17 protein-coding genes, 1 tRNA gene and 1 pseudogene are annotated in these 25,362 nt (G+C 58.1%); 7 read left to right on the top strand and 12 right to left on the bottom strand.

The annotated features are described in order from the left end of the window. Window positions 1-379: 379 nt before the first annotated feature. The 3 genes from JFU04_RS00935 to JFU04_RS00925 all read left to right on the top strand — a co-directional run bounded on the left by JFU04_RS00935 (window position 380) and on the right by JFU04_RS00925 (window position 3,682). Window positions 380-455: transfer RNA gene (locus JFU04_RS00935), tRNA-Thr, on the top strand. A gap of 303 nt (window positions 456-758) precedes the next feature. After that, on the top strand, window positions 759-3,176 hold the full coding sequence (locus tag JFU04_RS00930; RefSeq protein ID WP_201143356.1) for a TonB-dependent siderophore receptor: 2,418 nt from the start codon (window positions 759-761) through the stop codon (window positions 3,174-3,176). A 290-nt stretch (window positions 3,177-3,466) separates the two neighbouring features. Further along, a complete protein-coding gene (locus JFU04_RS00925) occupies window positions 3,467-3,682 on the top strand; it encodes a hypothetical protein (protein WP_201143355.1) in 216 nt (71 codons plus the stop codon). Here JFU04_RS00925 and JFU04_RS00920 read toward each other — a convergent pair. After that, window positions 3,655-3,915, bottom strand: a complete 261-nt coding sequence (locus JFU04_RS00920; protein WP_201143354.1) for an ogr/Delta-like zinc finger family protein — start codon at window positions 3,913-3,915, stop codon at window positions 3,655-3,657. The two genes, JFU04_RS00925 and JFU04_RS00920, sit on opposite strands and share 28 nt — an antisense overlap. A gap of 433 nt (window positions 3,916-4,348) precedes the next feature. Here JFU04_RS00920 and JFU04_RS00915 point away from each other — a divergent pair, with 433 nt between their 5' ends. The 3 genes from JFU04_RS00915 to JFU04_RS00905 all read left to right on the top strand — a co-directional run bounded on the left by JFU04_RS00915 (window position 4,349) and on the right by JFU04_RS00905 (window position 7,401). Next, window positions 4,349-6,037 carry a hypothetical protein gene (locus JFU04_RS00915; protein WP_201143353.1) on the top strand — a complete coding sequence of 563 codons (1,689 nt, stop codon included), beginning with the start codon at window positions 4,349-4,351 and terminating at the stop codon, window positions 6,035-6,037. Between the two features lie 398 nt (window positions 6,038-6,435). Beyond that, complete coding sequence (locus JFU04_RS00910; RefSeq protein WP_201143352.1) at window positions 6,436-6,726, top strand: DUF3077 domain-containing protein; 291 nt, start codon at window positions 6,436-6,438, stop codon at window positions 6,724-6,726. Window positions 6,727-7,083: 357 nt separating this feature from the next. Beyond that, window positions 7,084-7,401 (top strand): hypothetical protein, encoded by a 318-nt coding sequence (locus JFU04_RS00905; protein WP_201143351.1) that lies wholly within the window; start codon window positions 7,084-7,086, stop codon window positions 7,399-7,401. A 535-nt stretch (window positions 7,402-7,936) separates the two neighbouring features. On the opposite strand, the gene JFU04_RS00900 is transcribed toward JFU04_RS00905, so the two are convergent. Further along, window positions 7,937-8,758, bottom strand: a complete 822-nt coding sequence (locus JFU04_RS00900; protein ID WP_242485879.1) for a phage portal protein — start codon at window positions 8,756-8,758, stop codon at window positions 7,937-7,939. 294 nt (window positions 8,759-9,052) lie between these two features. Between JFU04_RS00900 and JFU04_RS00895 the strand changes: the two genes are divergently transcribed. Continuing rightward, window positions 9,053-9,550 (top strand): hypothetical protein, encoded by a 498-nt coding sequence (locus tag JFU04_RS00895; protein WP_201146461.1) that lies wholly within the window; start codon window positions 9,053-9,055, stop codon window positions 9,548-9,550. A gap of 367 nt (window positions 9,551-9,917) precedes the next feature. On the opposite strand, the gene JFU04_RS30205 is transcribed toward JFU04_RS00895, so the two are convergent. The 10 genes and pseudogenes from JFU04_RS30205 to JFU04_RS00850 form a co-directional block, all read right to left on the bottom strand. After that, the gene (locus JFU04_RS30205) at window positions 9,918-10,835 is read right to left on the bottom strand and encodes a phage portal protein (RefSeq protein WP_342389452.1); all 918 of its coding nucleotides are present in this window, start codon (window positions 10,833-10,835) and stop codon (window positions 9,918-9,920) included. A 145-nt stretch (window positions 10,836-10,980) separates the two neighbouring features. Beyond that, window positions 10,981-11,448: pseudogene (locus JFU04_RS30490) on the bottom strand (phage terminase large subunit family protein); the annotation flags it as partial. Window positions 11,449-11,833: 385 nt separating this feature from the next. Next, window positions 11,834-13,204, bottom strand: a complete 1,371-nt coding sequence (gene pelG / locus JFU04_RS00885) for an exopolysaccharide Pel transporter PelG (RefSeq protein ID WP_065899656.1) — start codon at window positions 13,202-13,204, stop codon at window positions 11,834-11,836. Next, the gene (gene pelF, locus JFU04_RS00880) at window positions 13,205-14,719 is read right to left on the bottom strand and encodes a GT4 family glycosyltransferase PelF (RefSeq protein ID WP_201143350.1); all 1,515 of its coding nucleotides are present in this window, start codon (window positions 14,717-14,719) and stop codon (window positions 13,205-13,207) included. Further along, window positions 14,709-15,704 (bottom strand): HEAT repeat domain-containing protein, encoded by a 996-nt coding sequence (locus JFU04_RS00875; protein ID WP_065899654.1) that lies wholly within the window; start codon window positions 15,702-15,704, stop codon window positions 14,709-14,711. Before JFU04_RS00875 ends, pelF begins: the two co-directional genes overlap by 11 nt. Further along, on the bottom strand, window positions 15,682-17,049 hold the full coding sequence (locus JFU04_RS00870; RefSeq protein ID WP_242485878.1) for a PelD GGDEF domain-containing protein: 1,368 nt from the start codon (window positions 17,047-17,049) through the stop codon (window positions 15,682-15,684). Before JFU04_RS00870 ends, JFU04_RS00875 begins: the two co-directional genes overlap by 23 nt. Before the next feature lie 5 nt (window positions 17,050-17,054). Next, complete coding sequence (locus JFU04_RS00865) at window positions 17,055-17,573, bottom strand: penicillin-binding protein activator LpoB (protein ID WP_065899648.1); 519 nt, start codon at window positions 17,571-17,573, stop codon at window positions 17,055-17,057. 26 nt (window positions 17,574-17,599) lie between these two features. Then, the gene (locus JFU04_RS00860) at window positions 17,600-21,208 is read right to left on the bottom strand and encodes a tetratricopeptide repeat protein (RefSeq protein WP_201143349.1); all 3,609 of its coding nucleotides are present in this window, start codon (window positions 21,206-21,208) and stop codon (window positions 17,600-17,602) included. Next, window positions 21,186-23,999, bottom strand: coding sequence for a bifunctional glycoside hydrolase 114/ polysaccharide deacetylase family protein (locus JFU04_RS00855; RefSeq protein WP_201143348.1), 2,814 nt, complete (start codon window positions 23,997-23,999; stop codon window positions 21,186-21,188). The genes JFU04_RS00860 and JFU04_RS00855 overlap by 23 nt, the downstream gene beginning before the upstream one ends. A 63-nt stretch (window positions 24,000-24,062) precedes the next feature. Beyond that, window positions 24,063-24,995 (bottom strand): NAD-dependent epimerase/dehydratase family protein, encoded by a 933-nt coding sequence (locus JFU04_RS00850; RefSeq protein ID WP_065899641.1) that lies wholly within the window; start codon window positions 24,993-24,995, stop codon window positions 24,063-24,065. Window positions 24,996-25,362 lie beyond the last annotated feature (367 nt).

Here is a 25,362-nt window from a genome sequence, read left to right as displayed (position 1 = left end):
AGGTCAGCTGATACGACTGCTTACCGCAGGTCTTTTTCTGGTCGCCCTAGTCCGTGCAGTCTGCTTCAAGCGCATAAAAGTGTCATTATTTTGATGTCATGGCTGGCTATTTTTTAGACAAACGGCAAGTCGTCAATTTAATGACCATCAATGAGCCTTTCATAGGGGTTTTCAATCGATTTGCTGCATTAGACGAGGACGGGCCCCATAACCAAATTCCAGTGCGGGGGCATATGTAATTCCTTGCTGACTGTGCAAACAGAAGCCATTCCAGCGGGCAAAATAACCAGCCAGGCAAAAAAACTGCAATTGCGCAAAAATAGTCAGAATTCAGGGGTTTACAGAACCCCTCTAATCGCTATAATCGTCGCCCTAACACGCCGGTATAGCTCAGTTGGTAGAGCAACTGACTTGTAATCAGTAGGTCCCGGGTTCGACTCCTGGTGCCGGCACCATACGCAGTACCAGAAAAGGCTCACCGAAAGGTGGGCCTTTTTTGTGCGCGCTAGATTTTTGTAGGAGCTGCCGAAAGCTGGGAAGGCGTCATCCAACACAAGCCCCCTCCCCAAGACCTACCTCACTCAGTAGAAGTCGAGCTTGCTCGCGATAGCGATCTCAAGCAATCGAGCAGCATTGAATCGGTGTGAACCTGCGTCGCAGAATTTTAATCGGAAACCTTGCTGATTTGGATTCTCATCCGTCAATGACATAAGCCGCGATATAGCGGGTTTCTGCCATGACAACGGAAGGATCACTGAATGCCCCCGCTTCCCCTCAAAACCCCGACGCTGCTGACGCGCGCCGTTCGCCTGGCCGTACTGAGCGCTTCCCTCGCCAGCCTGGCTGGCCTAGCGCTGATGCCGGTTCAGGTCATGGCTCAAAGCCTAAGCGCTTACCAGATCGCCCCCGGCCCGTTGGGTACCGCCCTGGCCCAGTTCGGTGTGCAAGCGGGGGTTACTATTTCGTTCGACACCGAGCAGGCTCGTCATCTCACAACGGCTGGGCTCAAAGGCTCATATAGCATCGAGGATGGGCTGTCGCGCCTGCTCGCCAACAGTCGACTGCAAGCGCAACGTCAGAACAATGGCGGGTACGTTCTGGTCGCGAACAGCACCGACGATGCCCTGGAACTGGGGACTACGCAAATCACCTCCAACCAGTTGGGCACCGTGACTGAAGGCACCGGTTCGTACACCCCTGGCACTATCGCCACGGCGACGCGCCTGGTGCTGACGCCACGGGAAACGCCGCAGTCGATTTCGGTGGTGACGCGGCAGGTGATGGATGATTTCGGGCTCAACGCTATCGATGACGTGATGCGCCACACCCCGGGCATCACCGTGTCGACCTATGACACCGAGCGCACCAACTACTATTCCCGTGGTTTCTCTATCGTCAACTTCCAATACGACGGTATTCCGACCCTGCGTGACGCCCAATACTCGGCCGGCCAGACCCTGACCGACATGGCGATCTACGACCGCGTCGAGGTGCTCAAGGGCGCCACCGGCCTGCTCACCGGCGCCGGCGGCCCGGGCGGTACCATCAACCTGATCCGCAAAAAGCCGACCTCCGAGTTCAAGAGCAGCATCGAGCTAGGCGCCGGCTCCTGGGATAACTATCGCTCCCAGGTCGACGTCAGCGGCCCACTGACCGAAACCGGTAACGTGCGTGGCCGTGCCGTTGCGGCCTATCAGGACAAACACTCGTTCCTCGACCACTATTCGCGCAAGACAGGTGTGTTTTACGGCATCCTCGAATTCGACCTGGACGAAAATACCCTGCTGACCGTTGGCGCCGACTACCAGGACAGCGACCCGAAAGGCTCCAGCTGGACCGGAACGCGCACCATCTTTGACGCTACCGGCAACAAGCTGGACCTGCCGCGTTCGTTCAACAACGGCCCAAAATGGGGCTCATGGGAGCAGTACAGCCGCACTGCGTTCGCCACCCTGGAACATACGTTCGACAATGGCTGGGTCACCAAGGGCCAGTACAACCACCAGATCAACGGCTATAACGCGCCCCTGGGCTACATTTCCCAGGATTCCGCCACGGCCAGCTCCATTTATGCGCGCAAATACGTCGGCGACACCACCAGCGACAGCCTCGATGTGTACGCCTCGGGGCCATTCGAGCTGTTCGGCCGCGAACACGAACTGGTGATCGGCCAGTCCCTTTCCATCTCCAAATGGAAAGCCAAGGACTACACCGCGACCACCTACTTCAACAACTCCTATGACTTCTACAACTGGCACGGCCAGGCCATAGAGCCGCTGTGGACTGCCACCAAGATCAATGACGAAACCACCCGCCAGACCGGTACCTATGTGACTGGCCGTTTCAGCCTGACGGATGAGCTGCACCTGTTACTCGGCTCACGTATCGCCAACTACCAGGTCACCGGTACCAGCGACACCCAGGAAAGCGGCAAGGTAGTGCCCTACGCCGGCTTGACGTATGACCTGAACGACAACTTCACCGCGTATGCCAGCTACACAGAAATCTTCCAGCCACAAACCCAGTACCGTACACGTACCCGTACCATGCTCGACCCGAACGAAGGCAAGAACTATGAGCTGGGCCTCAAGGGTGAATTCTTCGAAGGCCGCCTGAACTCCAGCCTGGCTTACTTCGAAGTGCACGAAGAAAACCGTCCCCTTGCCGATACCGCCTGGAACTCCCAGCCAGGCGTCGACTACTCGTACATCGGCACCAAGACCAAGACCAAGGGCTACGAAGCGGAAATCTCCGGCGAACTCGCCCGAGGCTGGCAACTGCAAGCGGGCTACACCCACAAGATCGCCCGCGATGACGATGGCAAGAAGGTTGCCACCTGGGAACCGGAAGATCAGGTGAGCTTCTATACCACCTACAAACTGCAGGGCAACCTGGACAAACTCACCATTGGTGGCGGCGCACGCTGGCAGAGTGCCGGCTGGCAGACCGTCAACAACTGGGGCTACCCTGGTGGCGGCCGCTCCGAGAAGTTCACCCAGGACCCGTACTGGCTGGTTGACTTGATGACCCGTTACCAAGTGACCGAAAACCTCTCGGCGACCCTCAACGTCAACAACCTGTTCGACAAACACTACTACACCAACATCGGTTTCTATGACTCAGCCTACCCTGGCGATCCACGCAATGTAATGGTCACCACACGCTGGGATTTCTGATTTCTGCGATCAAACCGGTTTCCTTTCTGCTGCTCATGCAACAAGCCCGCGACCGTCCATCAAAGCACCTGGTTTAGAGCCATTCGCGTTTCTGGATTTAAAACAAAACTTTTCAGCAAAACACAATTTGAATCACAGCCGACAGAGGGGAATGCGCAGAGTCCAGCGGGCGTTTTCGTTGGCTTGCAGGGGATATTACCTAGTTACATTTGTGCGTCCGCGGGCCACTGGCAGGGAACAAAACCTTCCATAAACTACCGCCCGACGACAACGAAAAAGGAAGAATCGCTGTGAAGAACTCAAAACCCTGCGCTTTGAAAATACGGGAAGAATTCGAAGAGTGCGGCAACAGCTTCGCGCTGGTGACCGAACTGCTCACCGCAGAACTGCAACTGACGAATCGTGCCAAATTGGCGCTGATTGAATATGGGCTGATGCAGCTGAGTCGATTCGAAAAGGTTGAATCGACGTTGCGCGACTACGTGGAGGATGCAACGCCGAGTTGATCGAACAGGTCCCGCTGCTGGACCTTGGATAAACTGCGCAGGCGGTCGAACAGCAGACGATCGACCGCCTGGGCGGAGGGGCTTAGGGTGTGGGAGAAGGTCAGGTTGGCTACCCAGGTGTGGCCGCAGTGAGGGGAGCTGCATTGGCAGTAGAGACGGGCGAACTCTAGGGAAAGCTCGTCGCGGGAAGCAATTCGCGCTTTTTCGCCACACACTTTGCAATAGACTCGCATAGGCTTACCTATAAGAAACAATGAGATAGCAGTTTATCACTGTTGGCACGCGTTACCGGTAAACTATTGCTGGGCAAAGACTAAATTCCTATTTAAGAAAATCCGTTAGCCACTGGTCTTCGTTGTCTCCCAGGCAATATGCCATTATTCATAAATCAAGTAGGTACTGCTTGGCGCTACTTCCACGCGTCCTGTATCGAAAACCCTACCACGTCGAGGGCTGGAGTAGAAACTCGTAATCGATTTCACCACTGAACGGTTTATAAAAAATCCGAGCAAACATAGGAATTTAATCTGCATGAATGTATTTGTACGGGGATATGCCCAAGAATCATACGAACGTTTAATCCTACAAAAGCATAAGATTTTTTTTGATGGACTCTGAGAACTGAATGGCTATTATTATATATTAATCGATGAATCAAGAGCATGCTTGACTGAGGGTGAATTTGATGAACTCTCATCGTGGTTCCATGAATCTTGCAGAATCATATGCACCCCTGTAACAATTGTTAAAGCCCTTCCACCAGGCGCAATATCAGTCCCACCAAGAACGAATACTCAGCTATCCCAACATCACGGAATCCCCTTCTCAGCACCAGAATTCAATAAACTGTTAAAAAATTCACTACCTAAAAACTTCCCTAGGTTCGGTGTGCACACCGATCATGGCGGGATTAGATTAGAGCTAGAATCAGAAATTTGTTCCGATCAGATAACTGAGGTGGAGATCGCATTAGCAAACTTGGGCTTCAACGTTGAGGTCGAAATTGTAGTCAACAGCGCTGCTTGGCAAAACTCCCAACCCAAGAGATATGAAAATATTGAAATTAGGAACTTAACTCCATCTGCAGTAAGATCGGCATTGGAGGAAGATGAGGATCTTTGGATAGACAGTAGGCTCTCATTGTTCGCAGAAGGTAGCACAGATAGGCATAAATACTTAAACTCAGACCTATCGAAAGAAACTTGCTCATGCTTCATAAACAGCACAACTTTTGAACCAAAAAACATAAGGGCCTACTTAACACTATATAAGCTAATTTGGATCGCTCTTCCACTGAGCACCCACATAGATATTTTTCTCCAGGGGTTGAACGTCACGGAGAGCGAGTTAGTAAAGTTAGCTATCAGTGGAAGGGTCGGATTCGTAGTTCCCGGTAACCTACCGCTGTACCCCGTAGGATTCCTCGAAAGGATGCTGGAAGCATCTCCAAAGTCGGTAATCTTTTCAAAAAGGCTTGCTGCTGCGTCAATTGCTGAATCGAGAAGACGAAATCCGCTTCTATTCCCGAATCTTAATAATGTTGAGAGAAGGGAAATTTTAGATGTATTGGGAAATGTACAAAGTACGAAATCAAATGCATTGCCTAATATCTTTATCGAACATTTTTCCAAAGTGTGGCCATCACTTGAGTATAGCTTTAGCAATTTGGGCGCCATTGGAATGGTGCGCAATGGATTAAGTAGAGTAGCTGAAGGAATAGCTAAAGAACATCATGGCATTGAGCTAGGTTCAATAATTTATGAGACGATGGCGTCAGTAGAGTGGGCCGCAGCTCTCGGAGCAGCCTATAGTCCTATCAGGACAAAAGAATTCAACGAAGGTCCTCTGGCGGAGTTCTCTGCCAGCATAATGACAGGTGTAAAACAACAAAACTTTATTGCACCAGTATGCGACATGAATGTTTTAATCAATGGAGTCTTGTGTCTAGACAATGACGCCCCTATCCACGAAGTTGAAGAAGCATTTAAAGGGCCCGACCAACTTTTGCTACAAAAATTAATTTATGAGCATGCGGACTCAAATGATACTTTGATGGATTATGTAAACGACTTAAATATAAAGATAAAGAAATTCGAAAAAAATCAGAAAAAGATGCAAAAAATGGATCTTTTAGGATTAGTAAGTGCGGCCTCCGCGATTGCAGGGACAATTGCAGCTCCAGCTGCAATCGCCGCCGCAGCTTATATTCCAGTAAGCGCATGGGTTTTACAGAAAGTTTTCCTGCAGTCTGACTCATTCGCGCAAGGCCCTATTTTGGATTGGATTAGAGCCAAAAGTTCTATGACGACACAGGACGCTGTGTTGATAAGCCGCTTACGCCACAAAATGGACTAATCATTCACCAGCCGCATATTTAATGACCTGGTTATGTTTCGCGGGAGTGAAACACAAGTATCTTGCAGCACCGCGCATAGCCAGTTAACCTTCCCGGGTCGCTGCTCATCAGCGACCGGGCCTGGAAACCCGTAACCGAGACGCACGCAGCGTCGTCAAACAAACAGCCGGCGCTTTTTTGTGCCTGCCGTTTGTGCTTTATGGCGGCCGTGTGTGGGAGACATTCGTGTCTGCCGAGTTGTCTCTGTCTCGGTTTCCAGCCTGCGCACGGCTGCCACCCATCGCCTGGAAACGATGTGTGGCCGTCTCAGTTGGTCATCAGAGAGGTTTCACACCATGATTGATTACCGTAGTGCCGTCCGTACCTATAATGCCTCCACTCGTGTGGGAGGCAGGCAATGAGCAATCACCCTACAGCCGAAACCATCGGCGCCGTGACCTTCGCAGATTGTGGAGAGAACAAAAGCAATCTGAAGCTGTTCCGTGTCAACGCAGGGGTCCCCATTCGGGAAGCCCTTGAACATGCCTCACACGTCCTCTACTACGCAAAAATGCTCTCGCTTGAAGCCGCCATGGACCCCAGGGCAGAGAGGTTCGCATTCGCCTCCCACTATTTAGGCGAAATGGGTAAGGCCATCATCGATGACCTGCTTTTAACGCTACAGTCGGACAGCCCATTACCGCAATAAATATCTCGCGCCCGGTGCCAGGCACCGGGCGCCAGGTCCCTCCTATATCATCTGTAAAAAATAGTACTAATGCTCCGCAGTCACTCGCGCTTCATCCCCCACTCTTCTGACCTCACTGATTCGTCTCAATAACTACATCTATCTCAGTTACGAAGCTTTCCTATTAAGCTGCGCTCAGTATTTCCATAATCACGCCCTGAGACTCGCGACGGAACAAAATAAATCAACACTGCAAATCGTTATTTCAAACAAATATAAACAACTGTCAATTCTAACAGGTTCTAAATTCGATCTACGCCCCTAGAATCCTAATAACCGGAGTGTCCAGACAAGAACCAACTCTGACGGAGAAGAAGAATGATTAACTTCGATAAAAAACTCACAGCTGCGATAATGCTTGCGCTACCAATGATTGGCGCCTCTTATAATGCTCACGCAACCACTGTCACATTTAATACCCCAACGGCTGGATACGCTGGTCCGGATCTTGGATACGGGCTCAAGCCGGGAATTAAGACCGACAAGATTTTTACCGTGCCTAAGGGCGTGACCAAAATGACCGTTACAGTTACAGGTGCTGGTGGTGCCGGCGGTGGCGGCGGCGGCGCATTTACAAACGGCCTGGTAAACAGTCGAGCGAGTGGCGGCGGCGGGGAGGTGGAGGAAGTACCGTAAAGTGCACTTTCGATCCTGTTGACACGAAACAATTTTATTACCTTGTCGCGGATGCTGAGAAAGGAGGCTCCGGAGGGGCTGTAGAGAGGAATGGGAACCCTGGCCAAGCATCAACGGCAACAACATATGTTAGTTTTTATAAAAATGGTGGTGGTGAGGCTCTAATATCTGCACGAGAAGGTTCACCTGGACAAGGCGGCCGAGCGGGAACAATAACAGGAGTTGATCCCGGCGGCGCTGGGGGCGCTGGCGGTCGCGGAAGTTTCTCCTCCAATTTGTCGAACTGCGAAATAATGGACGGAGAACCTGGCACGGCCGGAGGTACAAACGGCCCCCCCCAAAAAGCAGGAGCTGCTGGTATGGCTGGATCGAACGCCTGCGGCGCAGGGGCAGGCGGTGCTGGTGGTGAAGGAGGTATCATCAATAATAGTACTTACGGAGCAACAGCCGGACGTGCGGGATCAAACGGCGCGAACGCGTGCGTCACCTTTGAGTACTGAGCGAATATAGTTTCACTTTTTTAGGACATGCCCGATTAGGACTCATACCACACGATACGCCGATCACCTCGCAGTTGTTGATTGACCTGCAAAAACAACTGCCTGATCGGCCGTATCTCATTGTTCGTATACACCCGGTCAATCTTCTCCACATCCCCAAACCCCGCCGCATTCTCCGGCATGCACCCCGCCAGCGCCGGGTTCATCCGCCAGGCTGCGATCACGTCATTGCGTGTGATGTTCTTGATTCGCTCGAACTCATCCTTGGTCGCGATATCCCCCACCGGAATGATCTGAATCGCCTTATCCCCTCCCCCCGGTATATTCACAAACAGCGAGCGAAAATTCCCCACGCCCTTGCTCGCGCCGATCTGGCTTTGCATCCGCTCTTCATCGGCCTCCGACAGGTTCGGGTCATTGGTGTAGAAGATGAACCCCGCGTGTGCCCCGTTGTTGTAATACCGGCGCCGAAACAGCGTGGCCGACTCATTGAGCAACAGCGCATGCATCCCGCCCAGATAATCGGGCACGCCGTAGATGTTCTGTTCTACGTCGTAGTCCATCACGTGCTCCACCTGGCCCTCGTCAAAATCGATCTGTTTGCCACCGGGCAACAGCAGCACAAACCCGCCGCCAACCTTTCTGCGCATGTTCAACGCAGGCAGGTGTTCCAGCTCCAGCACCTGGCCCAGCACGTTGGTTTTGCGCTGTAAGTAGCTTTCGCCAAACACCATAAAATCCAGCGCAGCGCGGCCCATGGTTTGGGTGCTGCACCCGGCCGAGGGGATGAAGTCACGCAGCAGCAGGTTGCGTTTGAAGCGCGGGATGGTGCCGTGGTGAGCATTGGCGCGGAGCAAGTACTAATGCTCCGCAGTCACTCGCGCTTCATCCCCCACTCTTCTGACCTCACTGATTCGTCTCAATAACTACATCTATCTCAGCTACGAAGCTTTCCTATTAAGCTGCGCTCAGTATTTCCATAATCACGCCCCGACACTCGCGACGGAACAAAATAAATCAACACCGCAAATCGTTATTTCAAACAAATATAAACAACTGTCAATTCTAACAGGTTCTAAATTCGATCTACGCCCCTAGAATCCTAATAACCGGAGTGTCCAGACAAGAACCAACTCTGACGGAGAAGAAGAATGATTAACTTCGATAAAAAACTCACAGCGGCGATAATGCTTGCGCTACCAATGATTGGCGCCTCCTATAATGCTCACGCAACCACTGTCACATTTAATACCCCAACGGCTGGATACAATGGTCCGCAATATATAGGCGGGCCCAACCAAGGAGACAGGATCAACGAAATTTTTACCGTCCCTAAGGGCGTGACCAAAATGACCGTTACAGTTACAGGCGCTGGTGGTGGTGGCGGCGGCGGCGGCGGCGCATATTCGATTGGTGTTATCAATAGTCGAGCTAGTGGAGGCGGAGGGGGAGGCGGAGGAGCTACCGTCAAGTGCACTTTTGAGCCCGTTAAAGTGGAAAGGTTTTATTTTGGCGTCGCTGACGGTGGGAAAGAAGGCCCCGGAGGGGCTTTAGAGAAGAATGGGGATAGTGGCAAGGGAGGGCAAGGAGACGCATATGTTTATTTCTTTAATGACAAAGGTGATGGGGGAGATTGGACTCTAAAATGACCGCAGGAAATGGTTCACCGGGACTAGGCGGCCCGACAGGCACCGCAACCGGACCTGATCCTGGCGGCGCTGGTGGCGCTGGCGGTCGAGGAGGTGTCGACTCCGAGTTGTCGAACTGCACAATAATGGACGGAGAACCTGGCACTGCCGGAGGTACAAACGGCCCCCCCCAAAAAGCAGGAGCTGCTGGTAAGGCTGGATCGAACGCCTGCGGCGCAGGGGCAGGCGGTGCTGGTGGTGAAGGAGGCATCATCAATAATAGTACATACGGAGGAACTGTAGGACGTGCTGGATCAAAAGGTGCGAACGGGTGCGTCACTTTTGAGTACTGAGCGAGTAAAATGTCACTTTTTCAGGATGTGCCCGATTAGGATTCATACCACACGATACGCCGATCACCTCGCAGTTGTTGATTGACCTGCAAAAACAACTGCCTGATCGGCCGTATCTCATTGTTCGTATACACCCGGTCAATCTTCTCCACATCCCCAAACCCCGCCGCATTCTCCGGCATGCACCCCGCCAGCGCCGGGTTCATCCGCCAGGCTGCGATCACGTCGTTGCGAGTGATGTTCTTGATCCGCTCAAACTCATCCTTGGTCGCGATATCCCCCACCGGAATGATCTGAATCGCCTTATCCCCTCCCCCCGGTATATTCACAAACAGCGACCGAAAATTCCCCACGCCCTTGCTCGCGCCGATCTGGCTTTGCATCCGCTCTTCATCGGCCTCCGACAGGTTCGGGTCATTGGTGTAGAAGATGAACCCCGCGTGTGCGCCGTTGTTGTAATACCGGCGCCGAAACAGCGTGGCCGACTCATTGAGCAACAGCGCATGCATCCCGCCCAGGTAATCGGGCACGCCGTAGATGTTCTGTTCTACGTCGTAGTCCATCACGTGCTCCACCTGGTCCTCGTCAAAATCGATCTGTTTGCCACCGGGCAACAGCAGCACAAACCCGCCGCCAACCTTTCTGCGCATGTTCAACGCAGGCAGGTGTTCCAGCTCCAGCACCTGGCCCAGCACGTTGGTTTTGCGCTGAAAGTAGCTTTCGCCAAACACCATAAAATCCAGCGCAGCGCGGCCCATGGTTTGGGTGCTGCACCCGGCCGAGGGGATGAAGTCACGCAACAGCAGGTTGCGTTTGAAGCGCGGGATGGTGCCGTGGTGGGCGTTGGCACGGAGCAGTTTGGCCAGGCCGGTACGGGACACGGGCGGGGTGTAGAGCTGGCCGTCGTCGCTGGCGAACACGCCCATGTATTCGCCCAGGTTGCCGGTCAGCACCGACTCGGGCGCGCCGAAGCTCAACGTCTTTACCTCGCGGTGTATGGGGGTGGCCGGTGGCTTGGGATCGTTCATGGCTGCCTTCGAGGGTTGACCAGCGGCTGCGCCGCTTCTTGTTGACGTTGAGGGGTTCGTGGGCCAGGGCATGCATCACCGCCCAGGCGATGTCTGCGTGGCCGGTGGCATCGGTGCGTGAGGCGCTGTAAGTGATCTGGCCGCTGGTGGTCGCGCCGCGTTTGATGGTCAGGAAGGCGGCGGCGATGTCGTTCCAGCCGGCGTCCCATACAATACGCCGGCCCTGGATCGTGTCCTGGGCCTTGAGTACCAGAGTGTTTTTGGTCTCCAGGCTGTAGTGAATTGGCGTGGCGCGCGGGTAGAAGTCGCGCACTAGGTCGAACACCCCGTAGCCCACGCCGGTAATGTCGATGCCGATGTACTGCACGTTGAAGCGGTCGCACAGCTTTTTCACCTGGCTGGCCTGGTAGGTGAACGAATGCCCGCGCCAGGAATGCTTCTCCAGGATGCGGAATTTGCCGCCCTGCTCCAGCGGCGGTGCCACCACCACGCAGGTCGCGTCGTCGCGTGTGCGGCTGGGGTCGTAGCCGATCCACACCGGGGCGTTGCCAAAGGGGCGTTCGGCTTTGGGATCCGGGTTGTAGTCGGTCCATAGCGACTGGTCCGAGTAGCATCGCTCCAGGTCGAACAGGTCGCAGCCGCCAGCGATGGCGTCGTGGATGTTGATGATCTTTCGCCACTGGCCATCGGGGCACAGTGCGCCCTGGCGCAACTCAGCCTCACCGGGAAAGGGCTTGTTGGCGTGCTTGTGTTTGCCGCGACGGAAGTCGTCGCCGGTCCAGAACGGGTAGGCCTGGTGGCTGGTTGCGCTGGGCCCAGCTGGCCGACAGGAACATCTGGTTGTCGCCAGTCAGCACCGCGTCCGCAACAAAAAGGGCACTTGCCTAACCGCCAAGTGCCCTTTTTATCACCCGCAAATACGCTTAACGCGCCAGCATGAACGTCTCATATTCCAGGTCTTCCAGCGCCGACGACAGGCGCGCCAGCCCCAGCAGGACACACACCAGCAACGACAGCGTGAACCCGTAGCCGAAGAAGCTCGGGCCCAGGTGCATGCTGAGGAGGGTCAGGCCGGCGTTCAACACGGCGAACAGTACGCACAGTTCCAGTACCACGCGACGTTTGTCGAGGTAGAAGAACACGTTGAGCAGCGCCATGAACACCACCTGGATGCTCACACCGATCAGGTCGATGTAGAACAGTGGCAGGTAGTAGCTGGAGATGCCGATCCACTCGAGCAAGCGCGGCGCGAAGAGGAACAGCAGGACCACGGTGAGGCCCTGGACCTTGCAGATTTCCAGCAGGCCCTGGCGAATGGACAGGGTCATTTCGGTTTTCAGCGAACCGATGTGCTGCAAGGTCTCGCCGTCGCGGATGGCGCGGAACAGCCGGTCGTACCATTCGGCGAAGTCGGTTTCGATGCGCACCAGGAAAACCGCCATGCCAGGGATGATCGCCAGGTACGCGATGAAAATCGGCATGTCATACAGGATCGAGGCGCGCAGCGGGCCGATGACGGCGTTGGAAGTGCCGGGGTTGAACCAGAACAGGATCTTGTCGACCCAGATGCCGAAGTTGTAGAAGAACCCGGTGACCAGCAGGCTGAGGAACACGTTGCGACGATTGAGGAAATCGAAGGCAATCATTTTCTCGGCACGGTATTCGCGCAGGATGTCGTAGAGGTACAGGAACAGCAGGCTGCCGTGCCCGATCAACAACGCCAGCAACAGGCCGGGCATCTTCAGGAAGCTCAGCAACCAGGCACTCGCCACCATCAGCGCGTAACCCACCACCATCACCAGCAGGATGCGGTTATATTTTTTCATCCCCGAGAGGAAGATGATCACCAGCCACAGGTTGCACAGCACCACGAAGTTCGACAGTACCAGCACGCGGTAGATCAGGGGCTGATCGAACAGCAGCGCCAGCACGATGACACCCAGTACGCCGGCACCGACGGTGACCATCAACAGGATGCCCAACAGGTTCGGCAGGATTTGCTCGTAGCGTTGCTCGAACAATTGGTCGGACACAAAGCGGGTGAAGAACAACTGCAGCCCACCCGTGAGGATCAGCGAGCTGGCCATCAGGTAGGTCACCGTCACCAGGAACTGCCCGACCAGTGAGTTGGGCAACAACAGGCCGAGGCTGATGATCCCCACCAGCATCACGCTGATGATCGACAACACCCACGGCCCGGAGCTGATCAAGCCCGCATACACGTAGGCGTGCAGGGTTGCGGTGTATGAGTCGCGCGAAAGAATCTTGCGCAGTTCGAAGCCAATACCGGCCATTTAATTGTTCTCCATGGCTGCCTGGTACAGGTCGCGGTAGCGCTGCAGCATCAAGGCTTCGGTGTAGTAACGGTGGACCCGCAAGAGCCCGCTGGCCTGTGCGGCCTTCCAGCGTTCCGGGCTGCGCAGCAGTTCGAGGATCGCCGCCGAGGTGGCTTGTGGGTCGGCGATCGCCACCACTTTGCCGGCGAGGCCAAGGTCACGGTCTTCGGCGCTGCCGCCTTCGATCAATTCCCGACACGAACCGACGTCGCTGCTGATCACCGGTGTACCGGCGGCCCAGGCTTCGAGGATCACCAATGGCTGGGCCTCGCTGATCGAGGTCAGCACCATCAGGCCCAGTTTGGGCAGGATGTCCTGGATGCGCTGGAAGCCCAGGAAGTGCACCTTGCCTTCAAGCCCCAGACTGGCCATCAAACTGCGGCATTCGCTGACGTACTCGGGATCTTCCTCTTCGGGGCCGACAATCCAGCCCTCGGCCTGTGGCATGGCGCTGATCACACCGCGCATGGCCCGCAGGAAGGTCTTGACGTCCTTGATCGGCACCACCCGCCCAATCAGCCCCACCACCGGCGCAATGCCCGGCTCGCGGGATTCCAAGGCCGTTGCCCACTGCGACAGGTCGATGCCATTGGCGATCAACTGCGTGCGGCTCGGGTCGGCGCCGTCCTTGATCTGACGCTGACGGTTGCCGTCATACAAGGCAATGATGTTGTCGGCGCTGTTGTAGGCCAACTGGCCGATACGTTCGAAATAGCGCACCCACAGCGTGCGGATATACCCCGAGCCGCCATCGAGGCTGCGGTTGAGCGCCTGCCCGGAGCTTTCGGCGATCCACGTGGCCTGGGCCAGGTCGATCTTGCGCTCCTTGGTGTAGATGCCGTGCTCGCTGAGCAGGTAAGGACATCCCCAGCGATGCTTGAGGATGCAGCCCAGGAGCCCCGCGTAACCGGTGGAGATCGAGTGCAGCACGCGCGCACGCGGCATCTTGCGCGAAGCTTCGGCGAGCATCAGCAACGGCGACTGCAGGGAGCGCAGGGTCCAGAAATAATTGACGAAGGAAGGGTCGGCGCAATGCTGGCGATAGCCTTCGCTGAGGGTCTCCCAACTGGCGCGGCTGCGCAGTACATCGTCGAGGGTCATGTGCCCTTCGGCGATGCAATTGAGCATGCGCTCGCCCAGCTCGCGCGGGGGCGCGTCCGGGTGGTGCAAGAAGCGATACAGGTCGGCCAACTGCTGCGGGTCTGCCTCGCGCGGCTTACCGCGCTGGTTGGCGGGATGGGTGGCATCCTCAAGGAACACTTCTTCGATGTGCACCACGTTTGTCGGCACTTCATAGCGTCGCGAGGAGTACGCCGAGCGCTGGCCGCCGATGAACATGACCGAAAAGGTCAGCTCCGGCAGGCCCAGGATCATCTGGTGAATCCAGCTCGATACCCCGCCGCGCACGTACGGCCAGGTGCCTTCCAGCAACAGACAGATATCAGCGGTGGGTGTCGCTTCCTTATGATTCATTCCAGCTCCTCACCAGCTCAGCGAACGGTGGACGCTGGCGGGTTTTCTCGGGAAGGCTGGCGAGCAACCCAGGGATTTCGTGATAACGACCGGCTTCGAACGCCAGCTCTGCATGAAACGGCAGCAATTGCGCGGCGCCCAGGCCATTTCGCTCGGCCTCGTGCAACAGCGCTTCAGCTCGCTCGTTCTCGCCGCGCTCCAACGCAATACGTCCCGCCAACAGCAGCAACTCGCCGCCCTCGCCCGCGGCCAAACCTTGCTCGGCGTGTTCGCTGGCTTGATTGAGGACGTGTTCGAGCACACTGCCCTGGGCCAGGCCGAGGTAGGCCAGCTCCCAATACCAGCGCGCCAGCATGCTGTGCACCGGGCCTGCCATGCGTGGGCTCACGCCGGCCAATTGCTCCAGGGCCATCTGGATGTGCAGGTTGATGTCGCTTTCCTGCTTGTCGAGCATCGAGTACGCCAGCAGGCGCACGTCGTCACTCGGATCCCCCAGGGCCAATTTGAGGATGGGCACCGCGTCCTTGCCGGGCATGCGCCGCGTCGCCAGCAAGGCTGCCAGGCGCTGGTCCGGGTCGGGCGCGTGACGCAACACATCCTGCAGGCCGCCATCGGCAAAAATCGGCGTGCGTGTCTGTGCCTGCGCACGGAACGGCAGGCCCGGAATGCCGACAGCCTGCCAGGCCTGACGGTCGCGTTTGCGCGGCAGGTACAGCGCCGGGAAGATTGCCGCCACCACGCCCAGGGTACCGATGACCGGCACGAAGAATGCCAGGCAGAAAATGAACAGCGGGCTCCAGGGAAGCGGTGCACGGTAGCGCGCCGGCAGCATCCGCCACACGGCAGCGCACAGCATCAGGCAGGCGAGGCCGTGGCTGAAGATAAACACCAGCAGTTGATGCAACTCCGGCGCATTGAGCCACAAACTGGCCCAGCTGCCCGCCTCTAACAACAAGGCTCCGCTAAACAGCCACTTGCTGATCATTCAGGCCACACTCGTTGTGAAGAAAGTTACGCAGCCCGTTGCGGTCACAGCCAGGCTCCAGGTTGAAAGGCATTACCCGCACACCCAGGCTGTCAAAATCGGTGTCGATGCCGAAGTGCTCGTGCAGCAACAGGCCGATACGCGCCAGGTAGCCTTGGGTGCCTTCCGGGCTGGTCAGCGGCAACAGGACCAACAGCAAAGGATGATCGCGGTTGTTGCGAACCGGCAGGTGCAGGTCGAGACCACGCTGGCTGCGCTCCATCAAACGCGTCAACTCGTCGTTGGGGCGCGTCATTTCAAACGCGAACAGGCCGGCCGGCAACGTGTGCTGCTCCGCATCCACCAGCGAGCGCTTGAGCTGCAAGGTGAATTGCTGCGCGTCGGCATCGGGCAGGCGCAGCACTTGCGGATCGCGGCGCAACAGGTCGGCGATGTGGCCGGCGAGCAACGACAGGAGGCTCAGCGTGCGGTCCTGGAACGCGAAGAACGGCATCTGCCGGACCGCCAGGATCGCCAGCAGGCGACCTTCGGCGTCGATCAGCGGGATGCATGCCTGCAGCGATGAGAACTGCGCGGAGTTGCCGGAGTCGATCAGGTCCTGACGCACGCTGACCAGCTCGCCACGTTCCAGGCACAGGGTGATCAGACCGTCGTCGGTGCCCAACGGGCCCATCACGCCGATCATGGCCAAGGCCTCGGGCAGCACATTTTTTTCGCTTTCATCGACACAGTACAGCCCGGCAACGCGCAGGGCACCGTACTGGCCCAGCATCGCCACGATCGGCTCGGCCAGGTCGCTCAAGGCATCGCCTTCGATCGGCATGCTGCGCAGCTTCTCGCGCAGGCCCAGCAAAGAACTGCGCAGGCTCTGATCGCTGCCAGCGACGCGCTGCTCCAGCAAGTCATGGGAAACCCGCAGGATCTGGTGAGCGCGGGTGAACTCATCCAGACGGTACTGGCGGTACTCGTTGGCCATCTGCAGACGCTCCAGGCGGCGCACCCACAGGTCGCGAACTTCACCCACGAGCATCCCGCACACCAGCACGCCGACGATAAACGACGGCTCAAGCTCGGTGTAGCCTGCATGCCCGGTGTAGCGCAGCACAAATAACGCCACTACCAGCAGACCTGCGCTGAACAAGCCGCGTACAAAACCGTAACGCACACCTAACAGCAGCGGCGCCAGGATTACCCAAGGGAAACCACCGTGCATCTGCAACGGGTCTTCGGGAGTCAGCCAGAGGCCGAGGCCAATCGCGGCACCCGTCACTATCAGCGTTTCCAGCCAAGACACCGGCCCGCTGGCGCGGGGCGCCAGGCTGTAATCCATGTGTGGAGAATTCATTGCGTTCACTCGAACCGAAGGGCGCCAACAAGTTTGTCGATTACCGTCTGAGCATTGCCCGCCAGGCTTTCACGGGACCAGCCGGCGCGCGCGCCGCTCTTGCTCCAGAGCACGGTACCGTCCTTGGCGTCCAGCACGCGCAGGCTGATGCCGACCGCTGGCTCGCCGTCCAGGCCGTTCTTGTATTGCCACTCTTCGACGCTGCCTGCAACGACGTAGTCGAGCTTCTGGTCGCGGGCCCACTCGAGGGCGCCGGTGAGGCGCTCGTTGTCATCCATCAGCGCTTGTTCGCCCTGGGTAGTGGTCGGGTAAACGCGAGGCTGCAGACCGTGGCTGCTGAGGACGCTGAGCAGGATCTGCTCGCTGCGCTCACCGGCTTGCGGGGTCTGGGAATAGTTGACCATCGGCACGATGCCCCATTTCGCACTGCGCGACAGGTTCGGGCTGTTTTCACTGGTGAAGCTCGAGCAACCGGCGACGAACAGTACTGTCAGGGCCAGGCTCAGTGTACGAATTGCTTGCATAGGTTTTTCTCCCGTAGATTCTGTAATCAGCGCCCGAAACGCACGCCGTAGCTCATGCCCAGTGTGCCGCCGGACTTGCCATCCCCGCCCTGTGGGGCAGATTGGTAACCGAAGGTCAGGGCCAGTTCGTCATCACCCAGCACTTCAAACCCGATGCCCGTGTTGATGCCGTAGTTGAAAGTCTGATCGGTCCATTGCCAGCCCGCCGTCATGTCCACCAGCCAGGTGTACTGCGGCTTGCTGCGCACCAGTGCGCCGGGTATGCCACGACGCCACGAAGTGCCGACGTAGAGCTGGCCATAGCGGCTTTGCAGCAGGTCGGCGCCGGTCACGGTGTCGACATCGAGAGGATCAAGCTGGCCGGTGTCAGGGTCGGTCGACTGAGGCGTGATCTTGACGGCGCCGCCATTGCGGCTGGACAGGTAGTCCAGGTTGCGATCCTTCACGTTGTTTTTCTGGTAATCCACGCCGCTGCGCACCGTCCAGTTAGGCCCGGCGAATTCCAGCGTGTGGTTGAGTTCCAGCTTCAACGCCTGACCAGTCCCCAGCGAGTCACCCGCGCGGGTCGAGAACGACCGCTGCGCCACTTCCCAGCTCAACTGATCGCGTGCGGTCAGGCCGTGACGGCCACCCACCCAGGCGCGGTCCTGCTGGCCGAAAGCACGCATCAGGCCGCTGTCGTCACTCTTGCGATGCCAGTCCAGGCCGGTCTCGATCTGGTGGCTGTTACCCAATTGCCACATACGCGACAGGCCCAGGCCGTTACGGTCATCGTCCTTGCGCTGGCTGGTGTCGGCGAAGAGCTTCCAACTGCCGTTTTCCACCGAGCGAACCAGGGTCAGGGCGGCATTGCTCTCATCACCGATCCGGGACGAGATGATGTCGTCGCCCTTGTAGTTACCGTGCTCGGCTTCAAGGTCGGCGTACCAGTTGTCACCCAGGTTATGCGCGATTTCCAGGCGCGGCGAGTCAAACGACAGGCCACCGAAATCCTGCTTCTGATAGGACAGCAACGCGCCTTGCGGGGTGCTTTCGTGAATTTCCACGGCCTGGCGACGCAGTTGCTCGTTCACTGAAGGCGGCTGGTCGTCGCCGAGGGCGGACAGGCTCGTGTCCAGGGCTTCGTTGGTGCGCCCCAGACGGCTCAGCGCTTGGGAGCGCTGGGCCGGGTTCAAGTCGCTGCTGGCCAGCAGGGTCTCAACCTGGGCCTTGTTGCGGCTGCGCAGGGCTTCCTGGATCTGCTCGTAGCGATCGACTTTCAAGCCTTGGCTGCGTGCCCACTCCAACCACTGGTCTTTCTGCGCTTCCTGGTTGGTCGCATCCAGGCGGGCCAGCAGACGCTCGAACCACATCTGCTTCATCGACGGCGAACCGTCCTTCCACTTCAACAATTCCTGCTGCGCCTTGCGAGGCGAGTAGCTGCTGGACATCAACCGCAGCCAGATCGCATAACGCTGGGACGAGGGTTGCAGGTTATCGGCCTCAGGGTTACGCAGCAGCTTCAAGCGCAGGCGCTGGGCGGCGTCCTGGTAACCGGCGGTGTCCAGTGCGTCGGCGTAGGCCGCTTGCACCAGCCAGTCGTTCGGGGTGAGCTTGAGGTACATGCGGTACCACGCCAAGGCCTCGGTGTCGCGCCCCAGCAACTGGCTGGCGCTTGCAAACGGCAGCCACAGCAAGCGGTCTTCACGCGCATAGGCACGCCACTTGGTGAGCAGTGGCTTGAGCTTGGCGGTGTCGGCCTGGTCGACATACAGCCAGGTCAGGCGCTCGCGGAACAGGTTGTCATCCGGGTAGTTTGACAAGCCGAGCAGGTACAGGCGCTCAGCCTCGGCCGTGTCGCCCTGCTCGATAGCCAGCGCGCCACGCACGGCCAGGACCTGGGCTTGCTCGTAGGCCTGCGGGTATTTGCGGGCGTCATCCAGCAAGGCGATCACTTGGTCCCAGTCCTGCAATTCCTGGGCGAGCTGCAGGGCTTCGACCAGGCGTTGAGGATCCTGGGCGCGGTGCCAGCTGGCAACCATCAACTCCAGCGCGCGCTGGGGGTTGCTGACGCGGTACAGGGAGATCAACTGACTCTCGTCGCCGCTGACCAACTTGCCGTTGATGGCGAGCAGGCGCTCCAGCGACACACGTAAATCCTCATCGCGCTCCAGGTCCCAAGCCAGTGCGGCACGTGTGTGCCAGTACTCCGGATCCTGAATGGAGGGATCATCCACCTTGACCACGTCCCACGCAGCCTGCTCTTCGAACAGCTTCATGTGGGTGCTGGCCCAGTCGACCTGTTCGGCCGTGGTCAGCTTGTAGCGTTTGGCGTAGTCCTTGTAGAGCTTGCCTTTGGCGGCGAACTGCCCGGTGTTTTCCAGGTTTTGCAGCAAGCGAGTCCAGGCCAGGCGGTGCGAAGGGTATTTGCGCAGGTACGTACGCAACCAGGCTTCGGCCTCGGCCGGTGTACCGCGCGATTCGTGACCGTAGATCAACGCATCCAGCTCGATATCGGTGAGTGCGCGCTGTTGCATGATCTCGGCAAGCAACGGTATCGAGCGGTCAAAATCGAACTGTTGGCTGGCCAGGCGCCAGGCATGTTCGCGGGTGGCCGGGTCTTCCTTGAGCTTGAGCAGGCGAACCCAGTAGTCCAGCGCCGCTTCGTTATCGCCGCGCCATTCACCGAGGCGGGCCATTTGCTCGAGCAGCTCGGTGTCATCCGGGTAATCGACGGTCAATTGCTGGCCGGTTTCCCAGGCACCGGCCAGGTCATTGATGGCCAGGCGCACGTGGAATTCTTTCAGTGCAATTTTCGGGTTGTCCGGCTGCAGCACGCGCCACTGTTGGAGCACGCGCTGCGCAAGGTCGTAATGCTTGGTCGCCACGGCGACATCGACGCCCTGCTCCAGCCATGCCGGATCGGTCTGCGGGTTGGTGAGGTCGGGCAACTCATCGGAGAGCACCTGTGCGGCTTGCTCATCTTGCCCTGCCGACAACAGGCTGTTGAACGCCAGTTGTGCGTACTCACGTCGCTCGGCCGGTTGCTGGGCATCGCGTTTGAGTTGCAGGTAGATCTGCGCGGCACGCGCGGGTTTTTCGCCGGCCATGAACCACTGCGCAGCGGCTTTGAGTGATTCACTGCGCTGCGCCGGATCGCGCGCGGCGATCTCTTCGAACACGCTGGCTGCAAATGCCGGTGCCTGCAATGTCAGCGCCAGCTTCGCCAGGTTCTGCAGCTGTGGCACCGCCAGTTTGCGGTGATCGAATGTTTCCAGGCGCTCGACCAGCGCCTGCTGCGCGATCAGGTCGTTGCTGCTGGCCGCGACCAGTGCATCCAGTTCCAGGCGATAGTACGCCTGGGTTTCCGGCTGCGGCTTGGGCCAGGCCTCCAGATGCTGGCGCGCCTTGGTGTAGTCACCGAGGCGAATCAGCAAATCAACCAGCTGCAGGCGCAGGTGGTCGTCATCCGGGTGGGCCGTCAGCAGCAGCTCGGCGTAGTTGGCCGACACTGCGTCCGGCTGGCGCCCATCCGGCTGGAAGACTTCTTCACGCTGGAACGTCGCCCACAGCAGGCCGCCCACGGCGACCGCGACTACCGCCAATGCCCAAGGATTGAGCAGGCGGCTATTTTTAGTTGCAGAGGAGCTGACCATTACTCACCTGCTTCATAGGTAATTGAAAAGTCCAGAGGCCGGCTGACGCCTTGCCCGCGAAACGCTGTCCATCGACTTCCACGCGACAAGCCGTCGCCGAGCGTACGGAGAAGGTCAGGTCGAACTGACCGGCAAACGCAAAGCTCACGCGATTTGCATCGACGTAGCGCCAGTCAAGCAACGGCAGATTTGCCTCCTCCAGGGCGGGCCTGGGGTCTCGATCCGGGCGCAGCACCAGCAAGGCCTTGTCACTGCTCAGCGCCACATAGCGCCCTTGCGGCAAGTCGCGCACACCGGCGATGCCTTGGGATTGGAGCAGGTCCGGCCAGCCCATTTGCGCGTCAAGGCGCACGGTGCGCAGCGCGTCCATCCCGCGGATCTGCCAGGCCCCGTCAGCGGTTCGCGCCAGGCTCGCCTGGTACAAGCCGTGCAGGCGGTCGACGTAATCGCTCATCCACAAGGACATCGGCTGCTGATCGCGCATGTAGCCGTAGATCTCATGCATGGCCTTGATCGAAGCCTGCTTGGTGCTGGAGTAGAAGTGATAGTAAAGATGCAGCCCGCGCAGGCGGCGGGGGCTGTCGGTGAGTTCGAAAGTCTCGATCAACTCGCGGAAACCGTAATACGGCCCCTTCCACAGGTTGGTGTAGAGGTTTTCGTTGATGATCGGCGCGTAGTATTGCAGCCCGCCCGGGGTCGGTCGCAGCAGCGGGTTGAGGCCCGTGAGCGACGGGTTGGCCTTGGTCATGATGGTTTCGGCACCGTTGACGTTTTTCAAGCCAGCGTCGTAGGCCAGTTTGATCGTGTCGGACGATGGCAGCGCGTCACCTGGCCAGAACACCATCTTCACCGGCTTTTGCGGGGTGGTCAGGTTCTGGTTGATGTAGTCGCGCGAGCCGAAGATTTCACGCCGAAAATCAATTTTGTCGTAGCCGGCGATCTTCATGTTCATGCCGTATTCCGCGTTGAAGTTTTCGCGTTTCTTGGCTTTGTTCGGCTGCATGAAAAACGGGTGGCTGAAGGTGTGGGTGGCCACTTCAACTTTCGGGTTGGCGAAGATCTCGCGCGCAATCGGCTCCAGTTCGCGTGCCAGGAACGGGAACGCGCCACGCGGCGAAATTTCCCCTTCGATGATCGACACCGACGTCAGGAACGGGTTGGGCTTGATGTAGTCGTCCAGGGTGTGACGCCCGGCGTAAGGCGTGCCGCGTACTTCGGCACGCGAAGGAAAGCCGTCGCCATCAATGTGCACGGTCGCGATGCGACGGCCATTTTCGGTGGTGGTGTCCGGGCGCGGCTGGTTCGGCAGGCGCAGGCTGGCCTGGAGAAACGCAAAGGGATCGAGAATCCAGCGGCTGCGCTCGTTGTTGATTTCCAGGATATAAGGCGCGAGGGCCAGTCCACCCCATTTGCCCACTACTACCGGGGTGAATACGTCGCCACCGACGCCTTTCAACGACAGCGCCGGGGTCGGGCCGCCGGGCAGTACCGAGACCGCAGCGAGGTCACGGGAGCGCGGCACTACAGGGGCTTCAAAAGCGCCGAGCAGGGCCTTGTCCTGATGGGTGACGGTCAACACCTGTGTCGCCGGCGGCGCATCGCGCTTGAGGCCCAGGCGCTTGAGCAGCAGCTTGTCTTCGACCGGCAGCCCGCTGAAGAACACCACGGGAACCTGCTCGTCGAGGCGCGCATTGAGGAACCGGTTGAACGCCGGGGCATCCTGCGGCGGGCCGCTGGTCATCCAGGTAATCACGCCGGCGTACAGGCCACTGAAGCTGTAGAGCGGCAGATTGCTGTCGGCCGGCAGGTAGTCGACGCGGTAGCCCAGGTATTCGAGCAGGCCGCCAAGATTGGTATGGCCGGCGGCGTCTTCCATCGCGCCTTCACGCGGATCGTAGATCAGCGCGATACGGCGCGGCTGCACTTCGATACTGCTGATGCCCAGTGTGTTGAGGTCCGGGGTGCTGATGTACGGGATGAAGCCTTCGTCGCGCAGACGCTTGGCCAGTGTGCGGGCTTCTTCGCGGCGCTCCGGGGGCAGGTAGTCGATCGCGACCAACGGGATGCCTTTGGCACGCAGCGGTTGCAGGTGTGTTTCCAGCCACGCGCGGTCGGACTCCGATACCGGGCGATAACGCTTGGCGGCGGCATCCCAGCCGGCGTGGATTGACTCGACCGCAACGGCAGCGGCGACGCCGTCCAGTTCGGGCAATACTTCGAAACCACGGTTGAAGAACAGCTTCAGCTTGGGCTGACGTTTGTGCAATTCACGCAGCAGGCTGGCCAGGCCAACGCGCTGGGCTTCACGGGAGGCTGCGGGCACCAGTTGGAAACTGTCGAGCGTATCGAGAAACAGGCCGGCATAACCCTGGGCTTCCAACGCCTTCGCACGGCCAAACAAATGCTCGCGCCAGGCGGGTGAAGTGAGGTCCATGACCTGGCTGTCCCAGGCATTGTTGCGTACCGGCGAAACAGCTTTGGTCAGCCCGGCCTTTTCGATTTCCGCCTTGTTGCCGTCGAACTCCCCCACGGACAAGTAGGCAAACGGCTGGCTGCCCAGGGCCCGCAAGGTTTTCACATCGCCCGGTGTCATGTGGCCTGGCTCGACCACGGCCCAGTCGAATTGCGATAACTCTGGCAGTGGCGGCTGGTCGGCGTACCAGAAAGCCACGCTGGCTGGCTGGGGTAACACAGCAGCCTGGACCGCTGGCCCTCCGACGAACAAGGCAAGAGCAGCTAATAGCCGCTCAGCGATCACGCGGACACGCGTCCTGCGGAAAACGATTTCCATAATTCACTCTTGAAAAATGACTGAGCCAATACTGCGTTAACGACGGACAGGGTGACCGGCGAGTTACAAACTTCGCAAAAGCTGCGCCAGACCCTGGCCGATGGAGGTCGGTTCCGGGAGTGCAAAGCGTTCCAGCAAACGGGTGTTGTTGGCGCGCGAATGGCGAATGTCACCTTGGCGTGGCGCCTGGTAAGTCACGTTCAGCGGGGTACCCGTGGCCTTGCCCAGTTCGGCGATCAGGTCATTGAGACTGGTCGCGCGGTTAAGCCCGACGTTGATGGCTTCAGGGGCCGGTTTGCGAGTCTCCACGGCCTGGACCAGGATGCTGACCAGGTCCTGCACATAGACGAAGTCGCGCGTCTGCTCGCCGTCACCAAAGACCGTGATCGGCTTACGGGCCAACGCGCGTTCGGTGAAGATGCTGATCACACCGGAGTACGGCGAGGAAGGATCCTGGCGCGGGCCGAAGATATTGAAGAAACGGAAGATCACCGGTTCCAGGCCGTGCTCGCGGCGATAGAAGTCCAGGTAGTACTCACTGGCCAACTTGTCGCTGGCATAAGGGGTCAGTGGCGACTTGGGGGTGTCTTCGGTGATGGCCGTGCCTTCGCCGTTGTTGCCATAGGTCGCGGCGCTGGAGGCGAACACCACGCGCTTCACGCCGGCCTTGAGCATGCTCTGGCAGACATTGAGGGTGCCGACGAAGTTGGCTTGGTGGGTGGCGACAGGATCGTCTACCGACGCCTGCACCGACGCCACTGCGGCAAGGTGTACGACGGCGCTGCAGTCGCGCATGGCCTGGTCAACGACGGCGCTGTCCGCCACGTCACCGACGACCAGTTCGAGGTCGGCATTGTCGACGGGCAGGTTCGTCACCTTGCCGGTCGACAGGTTATCGAGTACGCGAATCTTGTAGCCTTTGCCAAGCAAAGCATCTACCAGATGTGAACCAATGAAACCTGCACCACCCGTAACCAGAATTCGTCCAACAGCCATGTAGTTTTCTTCCTAAAGACTCGAGCGCAGGCGTGTAGAAGCGAGCCTGCTAAATAAAGTGACAGCGTTTATTAGTTAACTCTGGCCGACGCCGCCGGACCGTTTGAATCCGAGCCGCCATATCCCTTTATCTTGAAAAATCACTGCGGGACGAACGCGCGTCATTAATGTCATTTTAATGGCTTAGAGCCATCAAAACCGTCGCGAATAATGTTGGATGAATATCAAACTGTCAACGCTTTGTCTTATCTGCCGCCCAACGGCATTTTTTGCGCAAAAACGTCACTTATTTGACGACATAAATGGTGCCATGGAGGGCGTTCGCTAACGGGTTTAGTCGCGGGAAAAGTGCGGATACGTACGAGCG

This window comes from Pseudomonas sp. TH21 (assembly GCF_016651025.1).
Taxonomy (GTDB): domain Bacteria; phylum Pseudomonadota; class Gammaproteobacteria; order Pseudomonadales; family Pseudomonadaceae; genus Aquipseudomonas; species Aquipseudomonas aylmerensis.
Note: the sequence above shows the minus strand (reverse complement) of the source record. Positions and strands in the feature narration are given on the sequence as shown.

What these genes read in the sequence shown, in the direction of transcription:
- JFU04_RS00930 (WP_201143356.1), top strand. Translation starts at nt 759, where the DNA reads ATGCCCCCGCTTCCCCTCAAAACCCCGACGCTGCTGACGCGCGCCGTT.
- JFU04_RS00920 (WP_201143354.1), bottom strand. Translation starts at nt 3,915, where the DNA reads ATGCGAGTCTATTGCAAAGTGTGTGGCGAAAAAGCGCGAATTGCTTCC.
- JFU04_RS00910 (WP_201143352.1), top strand. Translation starts at nt 6,436, where the DNA reads ATGAGCAATCACCCTACAGCCGAAACCATCGGCGCCGTGACCTTCGCA.
- JFU04_RS00905 (WP_201143351.1), top strand. Translation starts at nt 7,084, where the DNA reads ATGATTAACTTCGATAAAAAACTCACAGCTGCGATAATGCTTGCGCTA.
- JFU04_RS00895 (WP_201146461.1), top strand. Translation starts at nt 9,053, where the DNA reads ATGATTAACTTCGATAAAAAACTCACAGCGGCGATAATGCTTGCGCTA.
- pelG (WP_065899656.1), bottom strand. Translation starts at nt 13,204, where the DNA reads ATGGCCGGTATTGGCTTCGAACTGCGCAAGATTCTTTCGCGCGACTCA.
- pelF (WP_201143350.1), bottom strand. Translation starts at nt 14,719, where the DNA reads ATGAATCATAAGGAAGCGACACCCACCGCTGATATCTGTCTGTTGCTG.
- JFU04_RS00875 (WP_065899654.1), bottom strand. Translation starts at nt 15,704, where the DNA reads ATGATCAGCAAGTGGCTGTTTAGCGGAGCCTTGTTGTTAGAGGCGGGC.
- JFU04_RS00870 (WP_242485878.1), bottom strand. Translation starts at nt 17,049, where the DNA reads ATGAATTCTCCACACATGGATTACAGCCTGGCGCCCCGCGCCAGCGGG.
- JFU04_RS00865 (WP_065899648.1), bottom strand. Translation starts at nt 17,573, where the DNA reads ATGCAAGCAATTCGTACACTGAGCCTGGCCCTGACAGTACTGTTCGTC.
- JFU04_RS00860 (WP_201143349.1), bottom strand. Translation starts at nt 21,208, where the DNA reads ATGGTCAGCTCCTCTGCAACTAAAAATAGCCGCCTGCTCAATCCTTGG.
- JFU04_RS00855 (WP_201143348.1), bottom strand. Translation starts at nt 23,999, where the DNA reads ATGGAAATCGTTTTCCGCAGGACGCGTGTCCGCGTGATCGCTGAGCGG.
- JFU04_RS00850 (WP_065899641.1), bottom strand. Translation starts at nt 24,995, where the DNA reads ATGGCTGTTGGACGAATTCTGGTTACGGGTGGTGCAGGTTTCATTGGT.